The sequence below is a fragment of the Pseudomonas sp. TE24901 genome (assembly GCF_054058375.1).
Genome location: NZ_JBSSAF010000016.1, coordinates 103,203 through 129,719, shown reverse-complemented (window position 1 = coordinate 129,719; position 26,517 = coordinate 103,203). Strand labels below are relative to the sequence as shown.

The following is a 26,517-nucleotide window of genomic DNA, read 5'->3' as shown; positions in this document are numbered from 1 at the left end:
GGATTCGAGCCCGCCATGACCCCCGACAAGCCAGACACCGCCCCCGTCGACCACCTGCGTTTCCACCGAGGCCACGCCCACCTGGCGCCCACCTTCGGCAACGACACCTTCGCCCTCAAGGCCGAAGCCTTCGCACGCTTCTTTGGCACCCCCACCTTCCTCGGCGCACAAACCGCGATCGTGGTGCTGTGGGTGGTGCTGAACATGACCGGCATCACGCACTTTGACGTGTACCCGTTCATCCTGCTCAACCTGGCGTTCAGCCTGCAATCGGCCTACGCCGCGCCGCTGATCCTGCTGGCGCAGACCCGCCAGGCCGCCCGCGACAAGGCCCAATCCGACGCCGACGCGCAACACCGCGAAGCCCTGGCCATCGCCAACACCGAACGCCAGGCCCAAGCAGCGCAGACCACCAAACAGTTGCTGGAACTGCTGGAACAGAACACCCGCCTGACCGAAATGACCAAGCAACTGACCGAACGCATCGAGACCCTGACCTGCGAAATGCATGAGCAGTTTGTGCGCAAGCCCTAACGTCACCTGTAGGAGCCGGCTTGCCGGCTCCTACAGTGAGCAGCGTACATGTCGGGCTAGCTCGTCAAATAAGGTGACCACCGAACGCAGCGCCCGGCAATCGGGTCGCGTAAGCAACCACAGCGCCGTGTCATGCCCAGTCAATACCGGGCCAAGCGGTTGCAGGTCATCCCCCAATAAAAAGTCCGGCAACGCGGCCACTCCCATGCCGCCGCGCACCAACTCGGCCACCGACAACATGCTGTTGCAACGATAACTGGGACGCACACCGGGCAAGTGTTCGCGGCGCCAAACCACCGTAGGATGATCAGGCAGGAAATCATCTGGCGCGATCCAGGCCAGTTCCGCCAACTCCCGGCCCGCATGTTGTTGCGCAAACGCCGGGCTGGCGCACACCTGATAGGCCACGGCGCCAAGGCACCGCCCCACCAGATGCTCCGGTGGGGTCTTGGTCAGGCGCAAGGCGATATCCGCATCGCGCCGGCTGAGGTTGGCGAAGTCGTTGGAAGTGCTCAGCTCCAGCGTGAGCGCCGGGTACTCGGGCATGAATTGCGCCAGTGCCGGCAGCAGCAAACCCTGCAGTACCGAGTCGGTGCACGTCAGCCGCACCGTGCCGCTGATCACCTCCCCGCCCTGCTCGACACCAACACGCGCTGCCTCCAGGGCTTGCTCCGCCCGCTCGGCCTGCTGTGCAAGGCTGCTGGCCAACCCCGTAGGCAGGTAGCCGGCGCGGCTTTTTTCAAACAGCGTCTGGCCCAGCGAAGCCTCCAACCGCCGCACCGCGCGGAACACCGTGGACACGTCCACCCGCAACAACGCGGCGGCCCGTGCCAAGGTGCCGCCACGCACCAGGGCGAGGATCAAGGATAAGTCGGGATAGTCGATTTGATAGTGCGCGACTGCATTGAGCATGTGGGCAAACGCCAATTTTGATTGCATGAACGCCAATCTATAGTGCGCCCCAGGACACAACAAGCCATGGGACGTACCTGATGAAAGCCACCACCCTGCACATCGCCTTGATCGGCGACCACGACCCCAGCGTCACCGCGCACCAGGCCATCCCCCTGGCGCTGAAGCTGGCGGCAGAAGCACTGGGCGTGACCGTTCATGTCCAGTGGCTGGACACCGACACCCTGACGTCCACTGCGCCCTTGCACGGTTTCGATGGCTTCTGGTGCGTGCCCGCCAGCCCCTATCGCGACACGGACGGTGCCTTGCGCGCCATCCGTTTTGCCCGCGAACAGAAGCGGCCTTTCCTCGGTACCTGCGGCGGTTTTCAACATGCGGTACTGGAATACGCCCGCAACGCACTGGGCTGGGCGGACGCCGAGCATGGCGAATTGGCGCCCGATGCCAAACGCGCGGTGATCGTGCCGTTGACCTGCGCGCTGGTGGAGGCGACCGACGCTGTGCGCCTGGCGCCCTACACGCGTATCGCCGAAGCCTACGGCACCCTCGACCTCCATGAAGGCTATCGTTGCCGTTATGGCATGAACCCCGAATTCACCGCCGCACTATTGGAGGGCGACCTGATTCCCAGCGGGCACGACTCGGCCGGTGACCTGCGCGCCGTGGAACTGCTGGACCACCCGTTTTTCGTCGCCACGCTGTTCCAACCCGAACGCACCGCGCTCAAAGGCATCACACCGCCGCTGGCGATTGCACTGCTCAAGGCCTGCCAGGCGGTGTCAGCATGATCGCCCACACACCGGCCCCGCCCTACTACGCAGTGATTTTCAGCTCGCTGCGCACCGAGGGCGATAACGGCTACGGCCAGGCGGCGGCACGCATGCTGGAACTGGCCCGCGAACAGCCGGGGTTTCTCGGGGTGGAGTCGGCGCGGGAGGATGGTTTGGGGATCACCGTGTCGTACTGGAGCAACGAGGCGGCGATCCTGGCGTGGAAACAGCAGGCCGAACACCAGGCGGTACGCGAGCAAGGCCGCGCCACCTGGTACTCGGCGTTTCAAACCCGCGTGTGCAAAGTCGAACGCGCCTACACATTCCAAAATTGAAATGCCAACCCCTTGTGGGAGCGGGCTTGCTCGCGAAAGCGGTGGATCAGTCAACTATTCAGTGGCTGGCACTGCGCCTTCGCGAGCAAGCCCGCTCCCACATTTAGCCCTTCACATGGCTGAAAAAAGGTGACGCCTAGCTGACGAGGCTGCGCATCGCACTGATCTGCGGGATCTCCACCCGCCGCATGTACACCCGCAACGGCTCGGTGATGTTGATGCGGTCGTCGATGTTTTGGTCCATCAGCAGCTGGATGCGCTCCCGGGACAGGGTCATGGCGTGATCGGCGGCCGGTAGCCACACAAATTCGGCGGTGGGGATGATGCCGTCATCGGCGACGTCCATGCCGAAGGCGTCTTCGCTGAAACGTACGATGTACTGACCGGTCTTGCGGTTCAGGCCGACAAAGCCGTGGAGGCCGTCGGCGGCCTGGCAGATAAATTCGGACGTGATGCGCATGGTAAACCTCACTGAAAAGTCCCACTGGGACTGGAAAGATGGTTTACACGCGTGGCAGAAATGACTGCCCTCTAACGGGGCGTCTTCGGCCAATCCTACTGCAACACCGCATAAAAAAACCGAGAAAAATGGAGCCTGCGCACGTTAATGTCGGTTTGGTGATAGCGCCTTTCGCAATCAATTGTTAAAAAGGACGCCTTCTCAAAGTTACCTCCACGAAAGGACTTCGCATATGCCTGTCACGTTTACCAAGAGCGCCTTGCTGCTCGCGCTGATGCTCGGCCTCGGCCAGGCACAGGCTGAAGCCCCGATCAGCCCGGCTGAACTGGCGACAAACGAAGGCATTCCCTACCCTGCCGTCATCGCCCACCGTGGCGCTTCCTACGACGCCCCCGAGTCCACCGCCGCTGCTTATAAGGTCGCACGCGACCTGGGCGCCGACTACCTGGAAATGGACCTGCAACGCAGCAAGGACGGCGTGCTGTTCGCCCTGCACGACAACAACCTGCAACGCACCACCGACGTGGCCACCAAATTCCCGGACCGCAAAGACGCCCCCGCCAACGAGTTCACCTGGGCCGAACTGCGCACCCTGGACGCTGGCAGCTGGTTCAACGCCGCCTACCCGGACCGCGCCCGCCCGGCGTTCGTCGGCCTGAAAATCCAGAGCCTGGACGAAATCATCAAGATCGCCGAAGGCAACCCGCAGCACAAACCCGGCCTGTACATCGAGACCAAGGAACCCAAGCAATTCCCGGGCATCGAGGCCGACCTGAAAAACAAGCTGCTGGACAAGGGCTGGTTGAGCTCCGCCGGTTCCAAGCTGGGCAAGAGCAACACCGGCGTCGGCCAGGGCAAGGGCCGCGTGGTGCTGCAGACGTTTGAAAAAGACAGCTTGAAAGAGCTGCAGAAAGAAATGCCCAACACCCCAAAAATCCTGCTGCTGTGGGTCGGTGCAGGCAGCATCGAGCCTAAATCCACCCAGACCTTCGCCGAGTCCGGCGAAGCGACCAAGGCCGCCTACTACGCCAAGCAGGAGCCGAAGGACGCCGCCGAGTTCGAAAAATGGGTGGACGAAGCCAAGAGCCTGGGCGCGATCGGCACCGGCCCCTCGGCCGAGCTGACCAACCATGGCGACCAGAGCTACACCGACCTGGTGAAGCCTGAAATGAACCAACTGACCCACGACAAGGGCCTGCTGGTGCATGTGTACACCGTGGATGAGCCCGTGGACTTCGAAAAAGTCATGAAGGCCGGCGTGGATGGCATCTTCACCAACCGCGCCGCCGAACTGCTGAAGTTCTACAAGCGCTGGCCGTCGTCGAGTGTGCAGGACCTGCTCAAGGACAATGGCTACTGAGTGAAGCCCGAATGGTCAGGCCGCCTGTGGCTGGGGCATGACCACGGCCTGATCCTCGGCCAGCTGGGGCGCACTGCGCCCCATGGGCACTACGCCCATCAGTTGATGTTCTGCACGGGCCGGCCTTTCACGGTCGGCCTTGATGGCCGTGTGATCACGGCCCATCGCCTGTTGATCCCTTCGCGCCAGTCCCACGCCATTCTCCAGGCCGACGATGAAGTGCTGGTGCTGTACGCCGAACCCGTCGCCTTTGCGATCGAGCCCCTGCAGTCACTGCTGGAACTCACCGAGCCGTCCCTGGAAACGCTCGACACCCACCTGCGCCAGCTCCCCCGGCAACCGCTAGACGACCCACGCCTGGCGCGCGCCCTGCACACCCTCGATCAGCATCTGACGGGCAAGGTCAGCGCTCAGGCCCTGGCCGACGCGGCGCACCTGTCACTGAGCCAGCTGGAACGCCTGTTCACTCAGCAATTGGGCTTGCCGGTGCGGCGCCTGGTGCTGTGGCGCCGTTTGCGCGTGGCCCTGCACTTGGCGTTGGCGGGCAGCAGCCTCACCGAAGCCGCCCACGGTGCAGGCTTTGCCGACTCGGCGCACTTCTCGCGCACCATGAAGCAGCTGTTCGGCGTTACCGCTGGCGCCTCGTTGCGCCAGTTGCAGGTGCGGCTTTTAGCGTAACGCTTCCGGCAACACAGGCTCTTTGCCCATCCGTACCGTCATAAACGGGTCACGCAATTGCGCGCCATACGCCACCGGAAAATCCGGCCGGCTGCCGATGCCCAGGTCGCCCGGCCCCATGCGATAACCTTCGCGATAAAACGCCGTGCCCAACAGCCAATCCCACAGGTTGAAAAACAAGCCGAAATTCACATCACCGGCCCGGCCATATTTCATGTGGTGGAAGCGATGCACCGGCGCCCAGGCAAACACCCAGCGCAGCGGCCCCAGGCGCATGTCCACGTTGGAATGCTGCAACAACAGCTGGATGGCGATGGCCAGGGCCAACAACTGCGCCACGTCCAGCGGAATGCCCATCAAGATCAACGGCAGCAGGCCTGCCGTCGCTTCGAGCATCTGGTGCAAGGGGTGCTTCATCAGGCCGTTGAAGCCATAGAGTCGTTCCACGCTGTGATGCACCGCGTGCAACCGCCAGAGCGCGGCGAAGCGGTGGCTGGCGTAGTGCATCAGGGTAATGCCGGCGTCGGCCAGCACAACCGCCAGCAGCAGTTGCTCCCACAGGGCCCAGCCACGCGGCCAGATCCCGTCGAAGGCCAGCAGCGCGGTCAGCCCCGGCAGGATCAACAGGCCCACGGCGTTCAGGCTTTCGTTGACCAATGCATGCAGCGTGTCCCGTCGACGATCGCCCAGGCTGCGGTTCCATTGCGGTTCATAGGGCAGCCATTGCTCGGCCAGAAATGACACGGCCACCGCCGCCACGAATATCAGCACCAGCCAGCCTGGCCAATAGAGGCCCAGGCCGATAAAGCCCAACAGGAACAGTGGCGCATAGATCCAGCTCACACACGTTTTCATTCGAGTCTCCCTTCAAGTGAGCCCCCAGCATGAAAGCCAGCAAAAACGGTGGCTTGAACAAACGGCGCAACGGTTTGAATCAATTAAGGGTGAATTAAGTTGCGCTGGATAACCTGATCCCACTTAAACAGCTCACCGAAGAAGGAAACACACCATGAAAACCCTGACCGCCCTGTTCGCCGCCACCGCCCTGACCCTGACTGCTGGCCTGGCACAAGCCGACGTGCGCCCGGACCAGATTCCAAGCCTGCTTAAGTCTGGCGACGTGATGGCTTTTGAAAAACTCAACGCCGCCGCCCTGGCCAAACACCCAGGCGCCACCATCACCGACACCGAACTGGACCGCGAAGCCGGTCGCCTGGTCTACGAAGCAGACCTGACCGATACCACCGGCAAGAAGTGGGACGTGAAGCTCGACGCCAAGACCGGCGAAGTGCTGGAAAACAAGCAAGACACCTGAGTTACCCCTTAAAAAACGCGCCAAATGGCGCGTTTTTTTATGCCTGCTGTAGTGAGCGGGCTTGCCCCGCGCCGCGATCTACCTGACACACCGCGCCTCGGTCAACCTGACACACCGCAGCGCGGGGCAAGCCCGCTCACTACAAAAATGACACCTACGCCCACAAGGTCGCTAGACTTCCTGCTACAGACCACCGCCTTGCACATGGAGGTATTGCATGGGGCAGAAAGCCGCCGACATTGCCACCATTGGCCGCATCAGCGCCGTGCCCGCGATGCTCAAGGTCATCAGCGACATGACCGGTTTGCGCTTTGCCGCCGTGGCCCGGGTCACTGACGACCACTGGACCGCCTGCGCCGTGCTCGACAAGCTGGACTTCGGGCTCGGCGTCGGCAGCGAACTGGACCTGACCACCACCATTTGCCACGAAATCCGCAGCTCCCACGAGTCCGTCGTGATCGACAAGGCCAGTGAAGACCCGGTCTATTGCAATCACCACACCCCACGTCTCTACGTGTTCGAAAGCTACATTTCCGTGCCAGTGTTCCGTACCGACGGACGCTTCTTCGGCACGATCTGCGCCCTCGACCCCAACCCCGCGCAACTGCGCAGCAGTACGATCCAGTCGACCATGGAATCGTTCGCCCGCCTGCTCTCGTTGCAAATAGAAGCCGAAGAAAACCAGCAACAGACTGAAGCCGAGCTGTTGGAAGAGCGCGGCACTGCCGAGTTGCGCGAGCAGTTCATTGCCGTACTCGGGCACGACCTGCGCAACCCGCTGTTCGCCATCAACTTCGGTGCCGAACGCTTGCTGCGCAAACACCCCAACCCCACCACCGACCCGCTGGTGCAGCACATTCTCGCCAGCGGCAAACGCGCGGCGCAGTTGGTCGAAGACGTCCTCGATTTTGCCCGAGGCCGCATGGGCAGCGGCCTGCCGCTGCATTGCAGCGACTGCCAGGACCTGCAAGAGGCCTTGCACCAGGTGGTGGCCGAAGTGCAAAGCGTGCACCCGCAACGCTTGATCCACGCCGATATCGGCGACCTGCGCGGGGTGTACGGCGATCGTGACCGGCTGGCGCAATTGCTCTCCAACCTGGTGGCCAACGCCATCCACCACGGCCACCCGCGCAGCCCGGTGTACGTGAGTGCGCAGGTCGAACACCAGCACTTCACCCTGACAGTGAAGAACGCCGGGCAGATCAACGAGCAGGCCTTGCCTCGGTTGTTCCAGCCCTACTCACGTCCGATCATCGACACGCCCCAGGCCGGTCTGGGCCTGGGGTTGTACATCGTCAAGCAGATTGCCGATGCCCACGGCGGTGAGTTGAGCGTCACTACCAGCGAGCAGCACGGCACGGTGTTCTGCTTCAGCCTGCCGATCGCCTGATCAGGCGCGGCTTCGGCACGCCAAGCCTTGCGGTAAACAAAATGTCACCGCAACGAAACAAACCGCAAGTCGTCACAAAACTGTCAAATCTCCTTGCAATGATTCGCCCACGCGAACCTGTGAAACGTCCTACAGGCGCTTTCTCTGCGAGCCTCCATGAACCACAGCATCGACCACGGCCATCAAGATCCCGATCTGTTTGGCCTGCTTTACGGTTTCCGTTTTCGGCCCGGTGAAAAGGGCGAGCAGATCGATTCGGCCACCGCGTTGGCGGCCCTCCAGGCGCCGCAAGACCCGGAGGAATTCCTCTGGTTGCACCTGAACTTGGCCCACGCCGCCTGCGAGCGCTGGATGAAGACCCACCTGTCGCTGCCAGACGAATTTTTCGAAGCCTTGCACGAAGGCTCGCGCTCCACCCGGATCGAACACGTTGACGCCGCCTTGCTGGCGGTGGTCAACGACGTGGTGTTCAACTTCAGCAGTATGGTCTCGTCGGACATTTCCACGCTGTGGGTGTGTGCCCGCAGCCGCTTGCTGGTCAGCGCGCGCCTGCAACCCTTGCACTCGGTGGATAAATTGCGCTCGTCGGTCAAAGCCGGTGAACGCTTCCGCTCGCCGCTGGAACTGCTGGTGCACCTGCTGCGCGACCAGGGCGAAGTGCTGACCCAGATCGTGCGCAAGACCAGCATCAGCGTCGACCATATCGAAGACCAGTTACTCTCTTCACGACTGTCCACCAACCGCGCTGAGCTGGGCGCCGCACGCCGGGTGCTGGTGCGCCTGCAACGCCTGCTGGCGCTGGAGCCGGGCTCGCTGCTGCGCCTGCTCAACCGCCCGCCGCAGTGGCTGCAAAAGGAAGACGTGAAGGAGTTGCGCAAATCCACCGAGGAGTTTGCGCTGATCATCAACGACCTGATGGCGCTGGGCGAACGCATCAAGCTGTTGCAGGAAGAGATCGCCGCCAACCTCAACGAACAAAGCAACCGCACGCTGTTCACCCTCACCGTGGTGACGGTATTGGCGCTGCCGATCAACATCATTGCCGGTTTTTTCGGCATGAACGTGGGCGGCGTGCCGCTCTCCACCGACCCGGAAGGTTTCTGGATCCTGGTGGCGTTGGTGGCGACCTTTACCTTGATTGCCGGGCGTTGGGCGTTCCGCAAGCGCAAGGATTACTGACCTGGAATGCAGTCAAAGGTGGGAGCGGGCTTGCTCGCGAATGCAATCTGTCAGTTAAAGATAAGTTGACTGGCACACCGTATTCGCGAGCAAGCCCGCTCCCACATTGGTTCTGCGGTGTTTATTGGACAGGTGGCCCCCCCCAATTCCTTAAACACTGACATACCGCAGCATCTCTGTAACATTCTGCAATGATCATGAACGACATCCTCCCCACACTGGATGCTCCGGCATGGCCACCCCTTCCCTGACTGCTTCCAACACCGCCTCACCCGCCGCCCCCAAACCCCGGCTGGACAAGAAACCCGGTCTGCTGACGGTAATCATCTTCTTCGCCGTGCTCGCCATGGGCCTGTTGTTCACCGCCTACAGCCTGATGCACGACATGCACGAGCTGGGCACGGTGGTCACCACCTGGACCCCGTTCCTGCTGCTGGGCGTGGCGCTGTTGATCGCCTTGGGCTTCGAGTTCGTCAACGGTTTCCACGACACGGCCAACGCCGTGGCGACGGTGATCTACACCAACTCGCTGCCGCCGCACTTTGCGGTGGTGTGGTCGGGTTTCTTCAACTTCCTCGGCGTGCTGCTCTCCAGCGGCGCCGTGGCGTTCGGCATCATTGCCCTGTTGCCAGTCGAGTTGATCTTGCAGGTGGGTTCGTCGGCCGGTTTCGCGATGATCTTCGCCTTGTTGATCGCCGCGATCCTGTGGAACCTCGGCACCTGGTGGCTGGGCTTGCCGGCGTCGTCGTCGCACACCCTGATCGGTTCGATCATCGGCGTGGGCGTGGCCAATGCGTTGATGCACGGGCGTGACGGCACCAGCGGTGTGGATTGGGGCCAGGCGATCAAGATCGGCTACGCGCTGTTGCTGTCGCCGCTGATCGGCTTTGTGTTTGCCGCCCTGCTGTTGCTGGCCCTGCGCGCCTTTGTGAAGAACCGCTCGCTGTACAAGGCACCGAAGGGCGACACCCCGCCGCCGTGGTGGATCCGCGGCATGCTGATCGCCACCTGCACCGGTGTGTCGTTCGCCCACGGTTCCAACGATGGCCAGAAAGGCATGGGCCTGATCATGCTGATCCTGGTCGGCACCCTGCCGATGGCCTACGCGTTGAACCGCACCATGCCGGCCGAGCAGTCGCTGCAGTTTGCCGCCGTGGCCGAAGTGACCCAAGTGGCCTTGGTGAAAAGTGCACCGCAAGTGCTGCCCGGTGACCCGCGCCCGATTCTCTCGACCTACGTGCGCACCAAGGAAGCCACCCCGGAACTGGTCCCGGCCCTCGCCGCCCTCGCCGGCCAGATCGGTGATGAAGTGAAAGGCTACGGCTCCCTGGCCAAAGTGCCGGCGGAAGCGGTGGGCAACGTGCGTAACGACATGTACCTGACCAGCGAAACCATCCGCCTGATGGACAAGGACAAGGTCGGCAATTTCGACGCCGACACCCAAGGCAAGCTCAAGCTGTTCAAGGACCAGATCGACAATTCCACGCGTTTTATCCCGCTGTGGGTGAAGATCGCCGTGGCCATCGCCCTGGGCCTCGGCACCATGGTCGGTTGGAAGCGCATCGTGGTGACGGTGGGTGAAAAAATCGGCAAGACTCACCTGACGTATGCCCAAGGCGCTTCGGCCGAAATGGTCGCGATGCTGACCATTGGCGCGGCGGACATGTACGGGTTGCCGGTCTCGACCACCCATGTGTTGTCCTCCGGCGTGGCCGGGACCATGGTGGCGAACGGCGGCGGCTTGCAGATGCGCACCATCCGTAACCTGGTGATGGCGTGGGTGCTGACGTTGCCGGCGGCGATCCTGTTGTCGGGCAGCCTGTACTGGTTGTTCACCAAACTGTTCTGACCCAACACCACCCCAAAATGTGGGAGCAGGCTTGTCGGATCGCCGCACCGCTGCGATAGCGGATTAACATTCAACAGCATTGTTGATTGAAAGATCGCCTTCGCAGGCAAGCCAGCTCCCACATTGGTTATGTATTTCGTCAGTGATTGAAGAGTCCAGCCATCGCTTTTAAGCGTTTTTTGTAGATCCGCCGCGCCTCCAACGCTTCCTCCAGCGTCACCGCCACAAACCCCGCCCGCTGGTTCGGCTGCATCTGCCCGATCAAATCCAGGTCGGCGCTGATCACCGTGCCGATCATCGCGTAGCCCCCGCCCGACACCGCGTCCCGGTGCAACACAATCGGCTCCAAGCCGGCCGGCACCTGGATCGAGCCTATCGGGTAGCAACTGTCGACGATGTTCGAAGGGTCCGACCCCGCACCAAACGGCTGTTCCCGTGGCTGAAAGCTCAGCGCACTGCCGCCCTTGAAGCGATAGCCAATGCGGTCCGCCTCGGAACCCACGGTCCAGGGCTCGGCAAAAAAGCTGCCTTTGGCACCCTCCGTCAGGCGCTCGTAATACAGCCCCGGCACCACCCGCAGGGTCACGTCACCGCCCACCGAGCGGCGCAAGGCCATGGGCAAACTGTTGCCGGCGCGCCCGCTGCCGCTGGCCTGGCCGATGGGCAATTCATCGCCTTCCTGCAGGCGTCGCCCCTGAAACCCGCCGAGGGCGCCAAGGGTGTAGGTCGAGCGGCTGCCCAACACCAGCGGCACATCAATACCACCGGCCACCGCCAGGTAAGTACGGGCGCCGGCCTTGGGGAATTCAAAGCGCAGCACCTGCCCGGCGCGCACCTGGAAGGCGGTGTCCTGGTGCACCACTTCACCGTCCAGGCGCGGCGACATCAAAGCGCCGCTGAGTGCCACCAGCGCGTCTTGCTGAAACTGAAGTTCGGGACCGATCAAGGTGCATTCCAGCGCGGCCGCGCCGATAGGGTTGCCCACCAGGTGGTTGGCCGCGCTCAAGGCGTATTGGTCCAGCGCACCGGAGGGCGGGATGCCGAGGTGGTAATAGCCTTCGCGGCCAAGGTCCTGCACGGACGTGGCGAGGCCGGGTTTGAGCACCTTGATCATGCCAGCGCCTCCTGCAGGGATTTGGGATAACCGATGGGGTCGGCGAGAAACGCATCGAGGGAAAACTCCACCGGGCGGATACGCAGGTCGAACCGCCCGGCGTCCACCTCGGCCACTGCCAGGTCGTAGGCGTCGCGGTCCATGGGTTTGAACTGCACGATGTCGCCGGGGCGGAAGAACACCATGTGTTCCTTCAGGTACGCCAATTGCTGCGCCGGGTCGTAGATCGGCGCTGGGGTCACGCCGAACATCTGGTAGCCACCCGCCCCGCGCACCGAGTAGATGCAACCGAAGCAGCCGCCATGACCGAGGGTGAGTTTAGGCGTGTCGGTACGCGGGCGCAGGTACTTGGGCACCTGCAATTGCCGTTCGCGCTCGACCATCTGGAACATGAACGGCAGGCCCGCCACAAACCCCACCATCGACACAAACCACGGCGCACCGCTGTGGGCGGCAATGAACGCCTCCACATCGGCCAGGCCGTTGATGCGCGCCGCGTACTCCAGGTCCGTGCCGCTGGGGTCTTGATGGCGGTCGCGAAAACGCATCAGGGTTTCATGGGTCCAGGGGTCGTTGTAGAGAACCGGGATTTCGATGATGCGCGTGTGCAAGGTGCGTTCGGCCACGGCTTGGGCCTCGGCGGTTTGCACCGCGTCGAGCAGCACATGGGGGGCGATGCGGTCGGGGTCGAAGCGGATCTGGAACGACGCGTTGGCCAGGCACACGTCCAGCACGCCTTCCAGCGCCAAGCGCTCCACGGCGCGGGTCACGGCCATGCCTTTGAAAAAGGCCTCCAGGGACATGCTGTCGTTGACCTCGGCAAACAGGTGTTCATCACCGCCGAAGCTGTAGCGGATGGGGGACGTTTCAGCCATGTCTGTTCCTCTTGGAATCATTGTAGAAAGGCAGGCGAAAAAAATTGGAGATCGTTCTTATTGGGGTGTTTTGACGGCGATACCGGCGCGGTCCAAGGCTTCACGGGTAGCTTCCACCAACTCCAGCGCACCGGGGGTGTCGCTGTGCAGGCAGATGGAATCGAATTCGATGAACAGGTCTTCGCCTTCAACAGTGCGCACAAGTCCGGTCTGGCATGCCCGTAGGACGCGTGCTGCAACGGTCGCAGGATCCAGCGCCCGCACATTGCGGGTAAACACGATGGAGCCGCTGAGATCATACTCACGGTCGGCATAAAATTCGCGCACCACCGGCTGCCCCAGCTCCTTGGCGATGCGCCAGATCACCGAGTTGGGCATGCAGTACAGCAACAGCGTCGGCTCGATGCGTTGCAGGTTCTGCACCAGCAACCGCGCCGCTTCTTCATCACGCGCCAGGTGCATGTACAACGCGCCGTGGGGCTTGATGTGTTGCAGGGACACACCCTGGGCACGCGCGATTTCACGCAGGGCGCCGAGTTGGTAGAGCATGTCGTCCACCAGCTCCTGGGCCGGCGCGTTGATGTGGCGACGGCCAAAGCCGACCAGGTCGCGAAAGCCCGGATGCGCGCCGATGGCCACGCCCAGTTGCTTGGCGCGCTCGACAGTGCGGCGCATGGTGCCGGGGTCGCCGGCGTGGAAGCCAGTGGCGATGTTGGCCGAGCTGATATAGGCCATGAGCTCTGCGTCGACGCCGTCGCCGATGGTCCAGGGGCCGAAGCCTTCGCCCATGTCCGAGTTGAAATCCACTGCCTGCATCGAAGTCGCTCCGCCTAAGTGATGCTGGAAAAGTAGGCCGCAGCTTGACCCCTTGGGAAGATCTATTATCAGATGACCCATCTTCTGAAAATCAGATACCACCATCACCCCCTCCTACGAGGAATGCGGCATGTCCCTGACGCTGCGCCAAGTCCGTTATTTTGTGGCCACCGCCGAAATCGGCCAGATCTCCCAGGCGGCGATTCACCTGAACATCTCCCAGTCGGCAGTGACCACGGCGATCAAGGAGCTGGAAGCCATGCTCGGCGTGCAACTGTTCGTGCGCTCGGCCCAGGGCATGAACCTCACCGACGCCGGGCGACACTTTCTCAACCGCGCCTATGTGATCCTGCGCAGCGTGGATGACGCCTTGAACAGCCCGCTGCCCGACTACCGCGCCAGCGGCGTGCTGCGGGTTGCCGCCAGCTACACGGTGTTGGGTTACTTCCTGCCGCACCACTTGCAACGCATGGAACACTGGCACCCGGACGTGACCATCAAGGTCTTCGAACAGGAACGCCAGGCCATCGAACAAGGGCTGCTCGACGGCCAGTTCGACATGGCCGTGGTGCTCACCGCCAACCTCACCCACCCGGCCATCGTGTCCGAAATCCTCTTCAACTCGGAGCGCCGCCTGTGGTTGCCCAGCCATCACCCGCTGTGCGAGCGCGATGCGGTGAGCCTGGCGGATGTGGCGCAGGAACCCTACATCCTGCTCACCGTCGACGAGGCCGAACACAGCGCCATGCGCTATTGGGAACAGGCCGGCCAGGCGCCAAACGTGCGCCTGCGCACCAGCTCGGTGGAGGCGGTGCGCAGCATGGTCGCCAATGGCAGCGGCGTGGCGATTCTCTCGGATCTGGTGCACCGCCCCTGGTCCCTGGAAGGCAAGCGCATCGAAACGCTGACCGTCACCGACCCGGTGACGCCCATGAGCGTCGGCCTGGCCTGGCATCGCGAACGTGCATTTACCCCGGCCATGCAGGCGTTCCGCGATTACTTCCACGATGCGTTCCTGGCCCCGCAGCAATTGTCGGCACGCCGTTAAAGATGGGCCTGCAGGGTGGTGGTCAACCACTCCATGAACACCCGCACCCGCAAGGGCAAATGGCGCTGGCCGGCATACAGCAACGACACATCCATCGGCGGCGCCTGGTATTCCGGCAGCACCGCCACCAACTCGCCACTGGCCAGTAAACTGCGCACCCCCAGCAGCGGCACCTGGACGATGCCAAAACCGCCCAGGCAGGCTGCTTGGTAGGCATCGGTGCTGTTGACGGTGACGCGCCCGGCCATCGCCACCCGCTGCACCTTGTTGCCCTGCAGGTATTCGAAGCCCCCGGAGCGTGCGCCCAGTGGCCGCACGTAGTGCACCAGTTGATGGTCGGCCAGGTCGTCGAGGGTCCTGGGCGTGCCGTAGCGTTGCAGGTAGGCCGGGCTCGCGCAGTTGACCATGAGCATGCTGCACACCTTGCGGGCCACCACGGTTTGATCGGGCTGGGCGCCGACGCGCAAGACACAATCGAACCCCTCGGCGATCAGGTCGACCTGGCGGTCCGAACTGCTGATCTGCATCTCGATCAGCGGGTGGCGCTCCATGAACGACGGCAGGTGCGGCAGGATCATGCCCCGGGCCATCACGTTGGGCATGTCCACGCGGATGCGCCCGGCCAGTTGGGTTTCGTCCTGGCGAAACAAGCCTTCCAGCTCTTCCATGTGCGACAGCAGATCCTTGCTGCGCTCATACAGCACGCGGCCATCCTGGGTCGCTTGCACCTTGCGGGTGGTGCGCTGCAACAGGCGTGCGCCGACCAGCTCTTCCAGGGCCTGCACATGCTCGGACACGGTGGAACGCGGCAGGCCCAGGCTTTCGCCAGCCCCGGTGAAACTCGACAGTTCGGTGACCCGCACGAAGGTGCGCAGCAGCTCAAGTTTGTTCATGGATTGTTCGCCTCAGCCGGCCAGTGATTCCGGGATAGCCCTGTTTATCACGTTACAAGCGGACAAATACACTCAGTCCCACGATCATTCAGAGGACTGCACCATGACCCGCAAAATCGCACTCATCACCGGCGCCAGCCGTGGCCTGGGCAAAAGCGCCGCGCTGCACCTGGCGGCACAAGGCGTCGACATCATCGGCACCTACCACAGCGCTGCGGCCGAGGCCCAAGCGGTGGTCGAGCAGGTTCAGGCCCTGGGCGGCCGCGCTGCCATGCTGCAGCTGGACGTGAGCCAAAGCGGCACCTTCGATCACTTTGTCGGCGAAGTCGGCCGCGTGCTCAAGGCTGTGTTCGCACAGGATCACTTCAATTTTCTGATCAACAACGCCGGTATCGGCGCCCATGCCAGCTTTGCCGAGACCACTGAAGAGCAGTTCGACAAGCTGGTGGCCATCCACTTCAAGGCGCCGTTTTTCCTCACGCAAAAACTGCTGCCGCTGATCAGCGATGGCGGGCGCATCATCAACATTTCCAGCGGCCTGGCGCGGTTCAGCCTGCCGGGGTATTCGGCCTATGCCTCGATGAAAGGCGCGGTGGAAGTGCTGTCGCGCTACCAGGCCAAGGAGTTGGGGCCACGGGGGATTACCGTCAACACCCTGGCCCCGGGTGCCATCGCCACCGACTTCAGCGGCGGCGCGGTGCGCGACAACCCGCAAGTCAATGCCATGGTGGCGAACAACACCGCGCTGGGCCGCGCCGGTTTGCCCGACGATATTGGCGGAGCGATTTCGACCCTGCTGGCCGATGGCAGCAACTGGATCACCGGGCAACGCATCGAAGCCTCGGGCGGCATGTTTCTGTAAGCGTTCTGCGCTAGCATCAATGCCTTCAGATCACTGACAGGCAATCACCGATGAGTTTTGATCCAGGCTTGGCCGGCGGCATGGGCGTGTTGGCGGCCGTGGTGGAAATGGGCAGTTTTGCGCGTGCCGCCGACAGCCTGGAGATGACGCCGTCGGGGGTCAGCCGGGCGATTTCCCGGCTGGAAAAACGCCTGGGGATTCGCCTGTTCGACCGTACCACCCGTTCGGTGCAACTGACCGACGAGGGCCGGCGTTTCTACCAGGAAATCGCCCCGCTGCTGGCCGGCCTCGAAGAGGCCGCCAGCGCTGCCGCCGACAGCGCACTCACCGTGCGCGGGCGCCTGCGGGTGAACATCGACCCGTACTTTTCGCGGCTGGTGTTGGGCCCGGTGCTGGGGGATTTCATGCGCCGTTACCCACAACTGCAACTGGACCTGCACACCCGCGACCAACTCGGCGACCTGGTGGCCGACGGGTTTGACCTGGCGATTCGCTTTGGCATCCCGCAATCCTCCTCGCTGATCGCGCGCAAGTTGATGGAAGTGCGCGTGCTCACCGTCGCCTCCCCTGCCTACCTTGAAACCTACGGCCGCCCCGCTCACCCGCAGGCGCTGGAAAACGGGCACATGTGCCTGGACTTTCGCGACTCGCAAACCGGCCGCCCGTTCGCCTGGGAATTCCATCGCCCCGGCGAGCGGCTGACCGTGCGCACCAGCGGGCGCCTGGTGGTCAACGACGCCAGCACCCTGTACAGCGTGTGCGAACACGGGCACGCGGTGGCACAGATGCTCGACCTGGGCCTGGCACCGGCGCTCAAGGCCGGTGGCCTGGTGGAGTTGTTTCCGGACTGGCCCGACGAGCGTTTCCCGTTGTACGCCTACTACCCGTCGCGGCATTTGCCTGCGGCCAAGGTGCGGGCCTTCCTCGATTTCGTGGCCACACTCATCCCCCTGTAGAAGCCCGGTGGTTACAGGGGGCGTGTCCGGCAGTTACAGCGCCAGTGTGCGGCGTTGCAGGATTTTTTCCCGAATCATGTCGTACCCCAGGTGGTACACGTAGGTGTACGGCAGGAAGAACAGCAGCACGCCGATGTCGAGGATAAAGGCTTCCAGCAGGCTGATGCCCAGCCACATCGCAATCAACGGCACGCACACTAGGATCAGCCCGCCTTCAAACATCAGCGCGTGCAGTACGCGGGTCCAGCTGTTGGTGGGCAGTTGCAGGCGCACCTTGAGGCGGTCGAACAGGCTGTTGAAAATGATGTTCCAGGTCAGCGCCAGCACACTGATACCCAGGGTCACCGCGCCCATTTCCAAGGCCGGCCGACCGGTGATCCAGACCAGCAGCGGCGTACAGATCAACAAGGCCAGGCCTTCAAAACCCAGGGCTTGGCAAACGCGTTCAGTCATCGATTTGGTGGGGTTCATGACCCGGCTCCGTGAGTGGCGACGGTTGCCATCATTACTCCCCTGCTCGATACTTCATAACTAATAACCATCGATCAAGGCGATAGTCATGGCCTCCAACGAAGTGCTGCAGGCGTTTGTACAGGCGGCCACCCAAGGCTCGTTTTCGGCGGCGGCGCGCAAGCTGGGCAAGAGCCAGTCCACCGTCAGCGCGGCGGTGGCGAGCCTGGAGATTGACCTGGATGTGGAGCTGTTCGACCGCAGCAGCCGCAAGCCGACGCTGACCCCGGCCGGCCATGTGCTGTTGCTGCGTGCCGAGCAGGTGCTGGAAGCCAGCAGCCGCCTGGAACTGGCTGCCAGCCAGTTGTCCCAGGGGTTGGAGCCGAAGCTGACGATTGCGATGTCCGACACCTACCAATCGGACCGTTTCGAGATTGCCCTCAAAGCCTTTGAACAGCGCTACCCGGACCTTGAGCTCGAATGCCTGATCGCCGAATGCGAAGACTTGATCGCCCTGGTGCAAAGCGGCCGGGCTCACGTTGCGTTTATTGAAAAGCAGGACGTCTACCCGCCCGACCTCACCGGTGCACCGGTCGAGGAACGTACAGAAATCGCGCTGTACGTGGCGCCCAAACACCCGCTGGCGAGCCTGGACAATATTTGCGCCGACACCCTGCAACAACACCGCGAATTGCGCCTGGCCAGCATCATCAACCCGACCGAGACCCGCCCCAGTGGTCGCGTATGGTCGGCACCCAGTTACTTGATGTTGATGGAAATGGCCCAGTTGGGGTTTGGCTGGGCGCCTTTGCCGCGCTGGCTGGTGGAGCGTTTTGATGGCGGCCAGTTGGTGGAGCTCAAGGCGCGCAGCTGGCCGCGCTCGGTGGCGGTGGATGCGCTGTGGTCACGGCATCATCCGCCTGGGCCGGCGGGTGGATGGTTGCTCGGCAAGATGCTCGAATAACAAACACTCGCCAATAAACAATGAAGATCAACCTGTGGGAGCGGGCTTGCCCGCGAAGGCGGTGTGTCAGTCGAATCGTCGAATCAAATGCTAGCTGACACGCCGCTTTCGCAGGCAAGCCAGCTCCCACATTTGAGCTGTGTTGGCCTTTAGAACGGGGTCAGGCGGCAGAGCGTTGTGGCGGACGGTTGTTCTGGAAGTATTCGTGCAAGGCGCGCAAGGCAGGCAATTCCAGCGCCTGCGCGGCAAAGCACAGGCCCACGCGGCGTGTCGGGGCCGGCAGGTGCCACTCACGAATCACCACCCCGGCGCGCTCGGCCGCCAGCGACTGCGGCAACATCGCCACGCCCACTCCCGCCGCCACCATGTGCAACGCCTGCGTCAACGACCCGGCATGCCCGGCCACCGCCTGCGACGAGCGGCCGTACAGCGCCATCAAGCGCTGGTGGGAGTCGTGCTGTGGGCAGGTGATCCAGTCTTCAATCGGCGCCCACGCCTGTTCTTTGCCCGCTTGCGCCATGGGGTGAGCCGCCGGCAGCGCCATCACGTAGGACTCTTCCCAGATCGGCAGGAACAATTCGTCCTCGCAGCACATTTCTTCCACGGCCAGACGCCCTTCTCCCTCACAGCCTTCCTGCAGCGTCAGCAACAAACCCGGCAACCCCTGGTGCGCCATGCGCAGGAAGGTTTCGATCTGGCTGTCGGCAATGTCGCCTTCCACGCCCAACTCCAGGGCGATGCGGTTTTCGCGCCCGCGAAACAGTCGGCTCAAGGCATCGGCTTCGGCCACCATGCGCCGCGCCTGCGGGTACAGCACCCGCGCTTCGGCGCTGACCTCCACGCCCCGTGGCTGGCGCACGAACAACGCCACGCCCAGCTCGTCTTCCAACTGCTTGATGGTCACCGACAGCGTCGGCTGGCTGATGAACAAACGTTGGGCAGCCGCGGTGATATTGCGTTCTTCGAACACCGCGAGAAAGGCCTTGAGGTGACGCACATCCATAGCTTTATCCGATGACAGACAGAGAAATAAGGCATTTTTCAGCCTCGCTGACGCTAAATATACTGCGCCCACGGTTCAGATATCGATTTTTCTTATTCCAGGAGTGCAATCATGAGCAAGCCATTGATCATCATCACCGGTGCCAGTTCCGGTATCGGCGAAGCCACTGCCCGCCTGCTGTCAGCCGCCGGTCACCCGCTGCTGCTGTTGGCGCGGCGCATCGACCGTCTGAATGACCTGGCCCTGCCTAACACCCTGGCGCGTGGCGTGGACATTACCGACCGCGCAGCCCTGGTAGCGGCCGTGAAGGAAGCCGAAGCGCAATTCGGCCCGGCTGACGCGCTGATCAACAATGCCGGTGTGATGCTGCTGGGCGCAGTCAGCGAACAGGACCCGGCGCAATGGGAGCAGATGCTCGACGTCAACGTGAAAGGCCTGCTCAATGGCATTCACGCCGTGGCCGGCAGCATGGTGGCGCGCAAGGGTGGCACCATCATCAACGTCAGTTCGGTGGCCGGGCGCAAGACCTTCCCGAACCATGTGGCTTACGTCGGCACCAAGTTCGCGGTGCACGGGATTTCGGAGAACCTGCGCGAAGAATTGTCGCCGAGCAATGTACGCGTGATCACCATCGCCCCGGGCGCGGTGGAAACCGAGCTGCTCAGCCACACCACTGACGAGGCGATCAAGACCGGCTACCAGGCCTGGAAACAGGACATGGGCGGCACCGTGCTCAGCGCCGATGACGTGGCCTCGGCGATTGCCTATGCCTACGGGCAACCGCAACACGTGTGCATTCGCGAGATCGTGTTGGCGGCCACGCGTCAGCAGCCGTAAGCCTATAGTCCCAAACAACGCAGACCCACTGTAGGAGCTGGCTTGCCAGCGATAGCGGCGTATCAGCCAACAGAGGTACAGGCTGACCCACCGCCATCGCCGGCAAGCCGGCTCCTACAGGTTTTGCAGGCGTTGCTGGAGGAAGTGTTTCTCTGGGGCTTGCTGGGTCAACGACAGGGCTTTTTCGTACGCCGTGCGCGCCTCTTCCACACGCCCCAGTTGTCGACAGAATTCCCCCCGCGCCGAATGCGCCAAGTGGTAATCCAGCAATTCACCACGCTGCAAAATCCCCTCCACCAACGCCAGACCCGCCAGCGGTCCCTGCCCCATCGCCACCGCCACGGCGCGGTTCAGTTCGATCACCGGCGAAGGCACTGCCCGCAGCAACACATCGTAGAGTCCGACGATCTGCAACCAGTCCGTGTCATCGGCACAACGCGCTTCGGCATGCACCGCCGCAATCGCAGCCTGCAGGCAATACGGGCCGAAACGCCGTGTGTGCAACGCCTGCTCCACCAGCGCGCAGCCTTCAGCAATCAGGGCGGTATCCCACACCCCTCGGTCCTGTTCATGCAACAACACCAACTCACCGCTTGCCGAGGTGCGCGCCGCTCGGCGGGATTCGTGCAGCAGCATCAGCGCCAGCAAGCCCATGACCTCCGGTTCGGGCAGTAACTCCATGAGTAAACGACCGAGCCGAATGGCTTCGCGGGTCAGGTCTTCACGGGTGAGATCAGCGCCCATGGACGCCGAATAGCCTTCGTTGAACACCAGGTAAATCACCCGCAACACACTGTCCAGCCGCTCAGGCAATTCGGCCAGGGACGGCACTTGATAGGGAATGCGAGCTTCACGGATCTTGCCCTTGGCACGCACGATACGCTGGGCGATGGTGGTGGGGGTGGCCAGGAACGCGCGGGCGATTTCCTCGGTGGTGAGGTCGCAGATCTCACGCAGGGTCAGCGCTGCCTGGGCGTCTGCCGCCAGCGCCGGGTGACAGCAGGTGAAGATCAAACGCAGGCGGTCGTCTTCCACGTCCTCGGCACTCCACTCAGCCGCTTCCAGTGCGTCGGCCTGCTCCTGCAAAAAGGGGGTAAACCGCGCCTGGCGGCGCAGGCGGTCGATGGCCTTGAAACGGCCGGTGGACACCAGCCAGGCGCGGGGGTTGTCCGGCACGCCGTCCTCGGGCCAGCGGTGCAAGGCGACAAAAAACGCCTCGTGCAAGGCCTCCTCGGCCAGGTCGAAATCACCCAGCAGGCGAATCAGCGTCGCGAGTACGCGGCGTGATTCGCTGCGGTAAATGGCCTCGACCTGCGCGGTCAATCGGGCATGCCCTGGGTCACCAGCGTCACCAGGCGGTCCAGGCTCTGGCCCCAGCCGTCGTGAAAGCCCATGGCTTCATGGGCCTGCTTGTCGGCCTCGCTCCAGTGCATGGCGCGGGCGGTGTAGAGGGTCTTGCCATTGACCTCTTCAAAGGTGACTTCGGCCGTCATGAACGGCTTGCCCGACGGGATCCAGCCCGGCGCATAGGCATCGGTGAACACCAGGCGGCTGGGCGCTTCGATCTCCAGGAACACGCCTTGAGTCGGGTATTCGGCGCCGTCCGGTGCGCGCATCAGGGTGCGAAACAGGCCACCGACCCACAGGTTCATTTCGCACTCGGGGGTGGTCATGCCGTGGGGCCCCCACCATTGTTGCAACAAAGCGGGTTCGGTCCAGGCGCGGAATACGCGGCTGCGTGGGGCGTCGATCAAGCGGCTGATGGACAGTTCAAATTCAGCGGGTTGGGTGGTCATGGGGCAAACCTCCTGAGTCTTGTGGTTGTTGTGTTCAGAGATTCAACTGGCGCACCGGGCGCACTTCCACACTGCCGACCCGCGCAGCCGGAATGCCGCCGGCCACCTGGATCGCTTCGTTCAAGTCCTTGGCCTCGATCAGGTAGAACCCGGCGAGTTGCTCCTTGGTTTCGGCAAACGGCCCGTCAGTAATCGACAACTTGCCATTGCGCATGCGCACCGTGGTGGCCGTGGTGACCGACTCCAGCGGCTCGGCGGCGAGCATCCGCCCGCTGGCCTGGATGGCCTGGGCGTAGGCAAGACACTCCGGGTCTGCGGGGCTGTCGGGCGAGGTGTGCAGCACCTGTTCGTTGCTGTAGATCAGGCAGAGGTATTTCATGGGTGCCTCCCTTTTCGGCTTATCCACTATAGTCCCCGGCGATCAGGGTTCCAGCTCGAACAGCGCGGTACCGCTTAGCATGTCGAAGGGCGCCGAGCAGTGTTCATGCACCACGCGCCACTGGCCGTTGATGCGCTGATAACCGGCCGTCACCCGCATCCAGCAGGCCTTCACCACGCCGTCCGGCCCGGCACCGCCGCAATGGGCCAGCCAGTGGGCAAAGGCGCTGTCCTGTGCCTCGACGATACGCAACTCATGAAACTCGAAAATACCCGGGCCGGGGCAATGCTTCATGCATTCCTCCCAATGGGCACGGTAGGCGGCCTTGCCCTTGAATTGCAGTGCGGTGACGGCGTCGAACGAGACGATATCGTCGGCGTAATAGCTGATAATTTTGTCGATATCCCGGGCAAGTACGGCTTGCTTCCATTGATCGATCAGGGTGGTGATGGCAGTGCTCATGGCGATACTCCTTCGGGTGGAAAATCACGGAAGACACCCTTAGTCGAACGGCCCCCGCTGCAATCGACAGTCCGCTGAAAAATAATTTCGCCCCAGGCAAACCCGCTAGAATCCACCCCTCTTTGCAGGATTTCGGATGCGCCCCCGATGGAAACCCGCCTCGTCCCCTATGAGACGCTGAGCCTCGTGCAAAAACAGCAGCTCGACGCCCTGCAAGTACACCCCGAGCAACTGGCGTACTCCGGGGACATCTACTGCGCGCTGAACAGCCTGCTGGTCAACCCAAACCCCGGCGCCATCAAAGGCTTTGCCCTGCTCGCCGACGAGTTGCCCGTTGCCTTCCTGCTGCTCAAACGCCCCCCGTGCCTGCCCCATTGGGCCGATGAACAGAGCGCCACGCTGCATGCACTGCAAGTGGACCGTGGGCAACAAGGGCGCGGGTTCGGCAAGGCGTGTTTGCAGGCACTGCCCGACGCCGCGCTGGCCGCGTGGCCCCAGGTGAAGAGCATCGAGCTGTCGGTGGACGCCGACAATGTGGCGGCGATGGGGTTGTACCTGAGCGCCGGGTGGGTGGACAGTGGCGAGGCGTATAAAGGGCGGATTGGCTATGAACGCAGGCTGGCATTAGTCTTTTGAACGATAAGGAGGTGGCGCAAATGCTGACAACGCTCGAACAACTCGAAACCCTCTACGGCCTCCCCCACGAGCGGGCGGTGCGCAAGGAGATCCCGTTTCTCAACGAGGATTACCAGGCCATGGTGCGCGCCTCGCCGCTGGTGGTGGTGAGTTCGTCCGGGCCGGACGGTGTGGACGGTTCGCCCCGTGGTGATGTGCCGGGGTTTGTGCGGATTGTGGATGAGCGCACCTTGGCGATACCTGATCGGCCCGGCAACAATCGCCTAGATACCTTGCGCAACCTGGTGCAGGACCCGCGCATTGCCTTGCTGTTCATCATCCCGGGGGTTGGCGAAACGTTGCGTGTGAATGGGCGTGCGCAGATTTCCATCGAACCTGGGTTGCTGGAGAGTTTTGCGGTGAATGGCAAGCCAGCGAAGTCGGTGATGCTGGTGCAGGTGGAAAGCGCGTATTTCCACTGTTCCAAGGCGTTTGTGCGTTCCGATTGCTGGAACCCTGAAAAACACCTGGACCGCTCGGCGCTGCCGTCGGCCGGCGCCTTTCACAAGCGGCTCAATGACGGGCAGTTTGATGCCGAGGCGTACGACCGCGAGATGCCGGAGCGGGTCAAGGCCACGTTGTACTGACACCTCATCTGTAGGAGCCCGGCTTGCCGGCGATGAGGCTCTTGGGCGCCATCGCCGGCAAGCCGGGCTCCTACAACGGGGTTGTGTCAGCCTCTTTCGCCGATCGGCAGCCAGATCTCCACGGTGCCGGTGCCTTTGCGCCCATCGAAATCGGCGCTGTAGCGCTCGAAATCCGCGCCCATCACCTTGTAGCCCGAGTGCGGCAGCCACTCGAACATGATGCGTTCGTAGGTTTGCTCAAGTGCCTGCACCGGCCCGTAATGCGGGAAGACGGCGTAGTTGAGCGGCGGAATTTCAATGGATTCGAAGTTGCCTGGCACGTCGCTCCGGGTCGGTACTTCAACGCCGGCCATGTAGTCGAATTCGCCATGCTTGGGGTTATGGCACACCCCATACGTCACGCCGCCCACGCGCTGTTTGATGTCTTTGACGCAGGTGTCGAACAATTCCCACAAGCGCGGAATGTCGCCGATGGTCGCCTTCGAATAACGCCCTTGCACCCCGGCAATCACCAGGGCTTTACCCGCTTCCATGCGTGGCTCCAACGGTTGTTTTGTCTGCTGATCCATACGAACAGTCTCCTTCTTATGAGGGTACAAACCCGTATCGAGTATAGGGGGATATCTGCGCAGCACTCCATGCAGAAAATTTTCCTACGCATCTGGACAACTGGCCATCATCGACCGTATTGTCTGCCCCGCAGGCCACCGCAGTGGCCAACGTCGCTCGGACGGTTCCGGGCGCTTACGTACTTCGAGGCAACAATGGCAGACCAAGGTTCGCCGCGCCGCTTTGCGCGCATCGATCGACTCCCCCCTTACGTATTCAATATCACTGCCGAGCTGAAGATGGCTGCGCGTCGGCGCGGCGAAGACATCATCGACTTGAGCATGGGTAACCCCGACGGCGCCACGCCGCCGCACATTGTCGAAAAACTCGTGCAGGTCGCCCAGCGCGAAGACACCCACGGCTACTCCACCTCCAAAGGCATTCCGCGTCTGCGCCGGGCGATTTCGCGTTGGTACAAAGACCGTTATGAAGTGGACATCGACCCTGAGTCCGAAGCCATCGTGACCATCGGTTCCAAGGAAGGCCTGGCGCACTTGATGCTGGCCACCCTGGACCAAGGCGACACCGTACTGGTGCCCAACCCGAGCTACCCGATTCACATCTACGGCGCGGTGATTGCCGGCGCCCAGGTACGCTCGGTGCCACTGGTGCCCGGCGTGGATTTCTTCGCCGAGCTGGAGCGCGCCATTCGTGGCTCGATCCCCAAGCCGAAGATGATGATCCTGGGCTTCCCGTCCAACCCCACCGCGCAGTGTGTGGAGTTGGATTTCTTTGAACGCGTGATCGCCCTGGCCAAGCAGTACGACGTGCTGGTGATCCATGACCTGGCCTACGCCGACATCGTCTACGACGGGTGGAAAGCCCCGTCGATCATGCAGGTGCCGGGCGCCAAGGACATTGCGGTGGAATTTTTCACCCTGTCCAAGAGCTACAACATGGCCGGCTGGCGCATCGGTTTCATGGTGGGCAACCCTGAACTGGTCAGCGCCCTGGCACGCATCAAGAGCTACCACGACTACGGCACCTTCACGCCGCTGCAAGTCGCCGCCATTGCTGCCTTGGAAGGTGACCAGCAGTGCGTGAAAGACATCGCCGAGCAGTACCGCCAACGCCGCAATGTGCTGGTCAAGGGCCTGCATGAGCTGGGTTGGATGGTGGAGAACCCGAAGGCGTCGATGTACGTCTGGGCGAAGATCCCCGAGCACTATGCCGCCATGGGTTCACTGGAATTTGCCAAGAAGCTGCTGCTGGAGGCGAAGGTGTGCGTGTCGCCGGGCATCGGGTTTGGTGAGTACGGGGATGATCACGTGCGCTTTGCGCTGATCGAGAACCAGGACCGGATTCGCCAGGCGGTGCGCGGGATTCGGACGATGTTCCGGGCCGATGGCCTGGGCCCTAAAGCCTGACGCGACCTATCTGTAAAAATGCGGTAACCCATGTGGGAGCGG

Annotated in this window: 31 protein-coding genes; 17 read left to right on the top strand and 14 right to left on the bottom strand. The window is 62.6% G+C overall.

Features of this window, described 5'->3' with window-relative positions:
* Positions 1-15: 15 nt before the first annotated feature.
* Entirely contained in the window at positions 16-534 is a 519-nt protein-coding gene (locus ACVWVP_RS26590) for a DUF1003 domain-containing protein (protein WP_176997982.1), read from the top strand.
* Positions 535-564: 30 nt separating this feature from the next.
* On the opposite strand, the gene ACVWVP_RS26585 is transcribed toward ACVWVP_RS26590, so the two are convergent.
* Entirely contained in the window at positions 565-1,446 is an 882-nt protein-coding gene (locus ACVWVP_RS26585; protein WP_457408951.1) for a LysR family transcriptional regulator, read from the bottom strand.
* Positions 1,447-1,526: 80 nt separating this feature from the next.
* Here ACVWVP_RS26585 and ACVWVP_RS26580 point away from each other — a divergent pair, with 80 nt between their 5' ends.
* Together ACVWVP_RS26580 and ACVWVP_RS26575 are read left to right on the top strand one after the other, a co-directional pair.
* On the top strand, positions 1,527-2,234 hold the full coding sequence (locus tag ACVWVP_RS26580) for a CTP synthase C-terminal region-related (seleno)protein (protein ID WP_457408927.1): 708 nt from the start codon (positions 1,527-1,529) through the stop codon (positions 2,232-2,234).
* Positions 2,231-2,551, top strand: a complete 321-nt coding sequence (locus ACVWVP_RS26575) for an antibiotic biosynthesis monooxygenase family protein (protein WP_457408924.1) — start codon at positions 2,231-2,233, stop codon at positions 2,549-2,551. The genes ACVWVP_RS26580 and ACVWVP_RS26575 overlap by 4 nt, the downstream gene beginning before the upstream one ends.
* A 136-nt stretch (positions 2,552-2,687) precedes the next feature.
* Here the strand turns inward: ACVWVP_RS26575 and ACVWVP_RS26570 are convergent, their stop codons facing one another.
* The gene (locus ACVWVP_RS26570) at positions 2,688-3,011 is read right to left on the bottom strand and encodes a DUF2025 family protein (RefSeq protein WP_457408921.1); all 324 of its coding nucleotides are present in this window, start codon (positions 3,009-3,011) and stop codon (positions 2,688-2,690) included.
* A 232-nt stretch (positions 3,012-3,243) separates the two neighbouring features.
* On the opposite strand from ACVWVP_RS26570, the gene ACVWVP_RS26565 reads away from it, so the two are divergent.
* Positions 3,244-4,371, top strand: a complete 1,128-nt coding sequence (locus tag ACVWVP_RS26565) for a glycerophosphodiester phosphodiesterase (RefSeq protein ID WP_176997986.1) — start codon at positions 3,244-3,246, stop codon at positions 4,369-4,371.
* Entirely contained in the window at positions 4,372-5,049 is a 678-nt protein-coding gene (locus tag ACVWVP_RS26560; RefSeq protein ID WP_457408919.1) for a helix-turn-helix domain-containing protein, read from the top strand. It abuts the gene before it with no gap.
* On the opposite strand, the gene ACVWVP_RS26555 is transcribed toward ACVWVP_RS26560, so the two are convergent.
* Positions 5,041-5,904 carry a sterol desaturase family protein gene (locus ACVWVP_RS26555; protein ID WP_457408916.1) on the bottom strand — a complete coding sequence of 288 codons (864 nt, stop codon included), beginning with the start codon at positions 5,902-5,904 and terminating at the stop codon, positions 5,041-5,043. The two genes, ACVWVP_RS26560 and ACVWVP_RS26555, sit on opposite strands and share 9 nt — an antisense overlap.
* Positions 5,905-6,058: 154 nt before the next feature.
* On the opposite strand from ACVWVP_RS26555, the gene ACVWVP_RS26550 reads away from it, so the two are divergent.
* From ACVWVP_RS26550 to ACVWVP_RS26535, 4 genes are all read left to right on the top strand, one after another.
* A complete protein-coding gene (locus tag ACVWVP_RS26550; protein ID WP_178925398.1) occupies positions 6,059-6,364 on the top strand; it encodes a PepSY domain-containing protein in 306 nt (101 codons plus the stop codon).
* A 217-nt stretch (positions 6,365-6,581) separates the two neighbouring features.
* Positions 6,582-7,754 carry a GAF domain-containing sensor histidine kinase gene (locus tag ACVWVP_RS26545; protein ID WP_457408914.1) on the top strand — a complete coding sequence of 391 codons (1,173 nt, stop codon included), beginning with the start codon at positions 6,582-6,584 and terminating at the stop codon, positions 7,752-7,754.
* Between the two features lie 156 nt (positions 7,755-7,910).
* Positions 7,911-8,933 (top strand): transporter, encoded by a 1,023-nt coding sequence (locus ACVWVP_RS26540; RefSeq protein WP_178925394.1) that lies wholly within the window; start codon positions 7,911-7,913, stop codon positions 8,931-8,933.
* Positions 8,934-9,165: 232 nt separating this feature from the next.
* The gene (locus tag ACVWVP_RS26535; protein WP_457408910.1) at positions 9,166-10,782 is read left to right on the top strand and encodes an inorganic phosphate transporter; all 1,617 of its coding nucleotides are present in this window, start codon (positions 9,166-9,168) and stop codon (positions 10,780-10,782) included.
* A gap of 139 nt (positions 10,783-10,921) precedes the next feature.
* On the opposite strand, the gene ACVWVP_RS26530 is transcribed toward ACVWVP_RS26535, so the two are convergent.
* From ACVWVP_RS26530 to ACVWVP_RS26520, 3 genes are read right to left on the bottom strand one after another with little or no spacing between them, the layout of a single operon-like run.
* Entirely contained in the window at positions 10,922-11,896 is a 975-nt protein-coding gene (locus ACVWVP_RS26530; RefSeq protein WP_178925392.1) for a 5-oxoprolinase subunit C family protein, read from the bottom strand.
* Positions 11,893-12,771 (bottom strand): 5-oxoprolinase subunit B family protein, encoded by an 879-nt coding sequence (locus ACVWVP_RS26525; protein ID WP_457408908.1) that lies wholly within the window; start codon positions 12,769-12,771, stop codon positions 11,893-11,895. The genes ACVWVP_RS26530 and ACVWVP_RS26525 overlap by 4 nt, the downstream gene beginning before the upstream one ends.
* A gap of 57 nt (positions 12,772-12,828) precedes the next feature.
* Complete coding sequence (locus ACVWVP_RS26520; RefSeq protein WP_457408906.1) at positions 12,829-13,587, bottom strand: 5-oxoprolinase subunit PxpA; 759 nt, start codon at positions 13,585-13,587, stop codon at positions 12,829-12,831.
* Between the two features lie 130 nt (positions 13,588-13,717).
* Here ACVWVP_RS26520 and ACVWVP_RS26515 point away from each other — a divergent pair, with 130 nt between their 5' ends.
* Positions 13,718-14,635 (top strand): LysR family transcriptional regulator, encoded by a 918-nt coding sequence (locus ACVWVP_RS26515; RefSeq protein ID WP_178925386.1) that lies wholly within the window; start codon positions 13,718-13,720, stop codon positions 14,633-14,635.
* Here the strand turns inward: ACVWVP_RS26515 and ACVWVP_RS26510 are convergent.
* Positions 14,632-15,528, bottom strand: a complete 897-nt coding sequence (locus ACVWVP_RS26510) for a LysR family transcriptional regulator (protein ID WP_178925384.1) — start codon at positions 15,526-15,528, stop codon at positions 14,632-14,634. The genes ACVWVP_RS26515 and ACVWVP_RS26510 overlap by 4 nt on opposite strands.
* 103 nt (positions 15,529-15,631) lie before the next feature.
* On the opposite strand from ACVWVP_RS26510, the gene ACVWVP_RS26505 reads away from it, so the two are divergent.
* Both ACVWVP_RS26505 and ACVWVP_RS26500 read left to right on the top strand, forming a co-directional pair.
* A complete protein-coding gene (locus ACVWVP_RS26505) occupies positions 15,632-16,390 on the top strand; it encodes an SDR family NAD(P)-dependent oxidoreductase (protein WP_457408904.1) in 759 nt (252 codons plus the stop codon).
* 50 nt (positions 16,391-16,440) lie between these two features.
* The gene (locus tag ACVWVP_RS26500; protein ID WP_457408902.1) at positions 16,441-17,346 is read left to right on the top strand and encodes a LysR family transcriptional regulator; all 906 of its coding nucleotides are present in this window, start codon (positions 16,441-16,443) and stop codon (positions 17,344-17,346) included.
* Between the two features lie 33 nt (positions 17,347-17,379).
* Here ACVWVP_RS26500 and ACVWVP_RS26495 read toward each other — a convergent pair whose 3' ends face one another.
* A complete protein-coding gene (locus ACVWVP_RS26495; RefSeq protein ID WP_178925379.1) occupies positions 17,380-17,817 on the bottom strand; it encodes a multidrug/biocide efflux PACE transporter in 438 nt (145 codons plus the stop codon).
* Between the two features lie 88 nt (positions 17,818-17,905).
* Here ACVWVP_RS26495 and ACVWVP_RS26490 point away from each other — a divergent pair, with 88 nt between their 5' ends.
* Positions 17,906-18,760 (top strand): LysR family transcriptional regulator, encoded by an 855-nt coding sequence (locus ACVWVP_RS26490; RefSeq protein ID WP_178925377.1) that lies wholly within the window; start codon positions 17,906-17,908, stop codon positions 18,758-18,760.
* A 160-nt stretch (positions 18,761-18,920) separates the two neighbouring features.
* On the opposite strand, the gene ACVWVP_RS26485 is transcribed toward ACVWVP_RS26490, so the two are convergent.
* Positions 18,921-19,763, bottom strand: coding sequence for a LysR family transcriptional regulator (locus ACVWVP_RS26485; protein ID WP_457408899.1), 843 nt, complete (start codon positions 19,761-19,763; stop codon positions 18,921-18,923).
* Between the two features lie 111 nt (positions 19,764-19,874).
* Here ACVWVP_RS26485 and ACVWVP_RS26480 point away from each other — a divergent pair, with 111 nt between their 5' ends.
* On the top strand, positions 19,875-20,600 hold the full coding sequence (locus tag ACVWVP_RS26480; protein WP_259173130.1) for an SDR family oxidoreductase: 726 nt from the start codon (positions 19,875-19,877) through the stop codon (positions 20,598-20,600).
* Positions 20,601-20,714: 114 nt separating this feature from the next.
* On the opposite strand, the gene ACVWVP_RS26475 is transcribed toward ACVWVP_RS26480, so the two are convergent.
* Genes ACVWVP_RS26475 through ACVWVP_RS26460 form a run of 4 tightly spaced genes read right to left on the bottom strand, consistent with a single transcriptional unit; the run spans position 20,715 to position 23,237 of the window.
* Entirely contained in the window at positions 20,715-21,923 is a 1,209-nt protein-coding gene (locus ACVWVP_RS26475; RefSeq protein WP_457408896.1) for an RNA polymerase sigma factor, read from the bottom strand.
* Entirely contained in the window at positions 21,920-22,396 is a 477-nt protein-coding gene (locus ACVWVP_RS26470) for an SRPBCC family protein (RefSeq protein WP_457408894.1), read from the bottom strand. The genes ACVWVP_RS26475 and ACVWVP_RS26470 overlap by 4 nt, the downstream gene beginning before the upstream one ends.
* A gap of 34 nt (positions 22,397-22,430) precedes the next feature.
* Entirely contained in the window at positions 22,431-22,775 is a 345-nt protein-coding gene (locus ACVWVP_RS26465; protein ID WP_176998007.1) for a YciI family protein, read from the bottom strand.
* A 42-nt stretch (positions 22,776-22,817) separates the two neighbouring features.
* Positions 22,818-23,237 (bottom strand): YybH family protein, encoded by a 420-nt coding sequence (locus tag ACVWVP_RS26460; protein ID WP_457408891.1) that lies wholly within the window; start codon positions 23,235-23,237, stop codon positions 22,818-22,820.
* A gap of 147 nt (positions 23,238-23,384) precedes the next feature.
* Here ACVWVP_RS26460 and ACVWVP_RS26455 point away from each other — a divergent pair, with 147 nt between their 5' ends.
* Positions 23,385-23,873, top strand: coding sequence for a GNAT family N-acetyltransferase (locus ACVWVP_RS26455; RefSeq protein WP_457408888.1), 489 nt, complete (start codon positions 23,385-23,387; stop codon positions 23,871-23,873).
* 20 nt (positions 23,874-23,893) lie between these two features.
* Positions 23,894-24,499 carry a pyridoxamine 5'-phosphate oxidase family protein gene (locus ACVWVP_RS26450; protein ID WP_259173135.1) on the top strand — a complete coding sequence of 202 codons (606 nt, stop codon included), beginning with the start codon at positions 23,894-23,896 and terminating at the stop codon, positions 24,497-24,499.
* An 86-nt stretch (positions 24,500-24,585) separates the two neighbouring features.
* Here ACVWVP_RS26450 and ACVWVP_RS26445 read toward each other — a convergent pair whose 3' ends face one another.
* Positions 24,586-25,068 (bottom strand): GyrI-like domain-containing protein, encoded by a 483-nt coding sequence (locus ACVWVP_RS26445; RefSeq protein WP_259173136.1) that lies wholly within the window; start codon positions 25,066-25,068, stop codon positions 24,586-24,588.
* Between the two features lie 195 nt (positions 25,069-25,263).
* On the opposite strand from ACVWVP_RS26445, the gene alaC reads away from it, so the two are divergent.
* Positions 25,264-26,475: an alanine transaminase gene (alaC, locus tag ACVWVP_RS26440; RefSeq protein ID WP_178925160.1), complete on the top strand. Its 1,212-nt coding sequence runs from the start codon at positions 25,264-25,266 to the stop codon at positions 26,473-26,475.
* The last annotated feature ends 42 nt before the right edge of the window (positions 26,476-26,517 follow it).